This window comes from Bacillus sp. HY001 (assembly GCF_007558965.1).
Taxonomy (GTDB): Bacteria; Bacillota; Bacilli; order Bacillales; family Bacillaceae_G; genus Bacillus_A; species Bacillus_A mobilis.
In genome coordinates, this window is the sequence record NZ_VLTE01000233.1 from 1 (window position 1) to 643 (window position 643).

Below are 643 nucleotides of genomic sequence, written 5' to 3' on the forward strand. Positions count from 1 at the left end.
CACGATGGTTCTAAAGCATCTAATAATTTATCACATAAAATCAATGTACCAACTGATCGCAGTGGGTACCATGTTATTTTAGCTGTTTGGGATGTAGCTGATACTGTAAACGCTTTCTATAATGTAATCGATGTGAATCTAATAAATGATGAAAAACCAGATACAGAAGCACCAGCTCAGCCATCTGGACTACAAGTAGTAAAAACTACCTCAAATAGTGTAGAACTTAATTGGAAACCCGCAACAGACAATGTAGGAGTGAAAGAATATCAAGTGCTACGTAATGGAGAACTAATTAATACTGTAGTCGGTACAAGTGTAATTGATAAAAAATTAAACCCAAACACAGAATATACGTATACAGTAAGAGCAGTAGATGCTGCAGGAAATATATCTGAGAAAAGTGAAGCATTAGTTATTAAAACAACAGAGGAAAAACCAGACACAGAAGCACCAACTCAACCTAAAGGATTACACAGTATGGGAACTACTACGAGTAGTATTGATTTAATGTGGAGTCCATCGGAGGATAATGTAGATGTGAGCCATTATATTGTATACAGAGAAGTTGGAGGGGCCATGAAAGAAATAGGTACTGCTAATACAACTTCATTTATGGACAAAGATTTGCAAGCGAATACAG

The 643-nt window shown here is 36.1% G+C and carries 1 protein-coding gene; it reads left to right on the plus strand.

Annotation, left to right across the window (positions count from 1 at the left end; genetic code table 11):
* Positions 1-643 (plus strand): fibronectin type III domain-containing protein (locus FOT98_RS30690; RefSeq protein ID WP_186292151.1); only part of this gene is annotated, 643 nt, incomplete at both ends.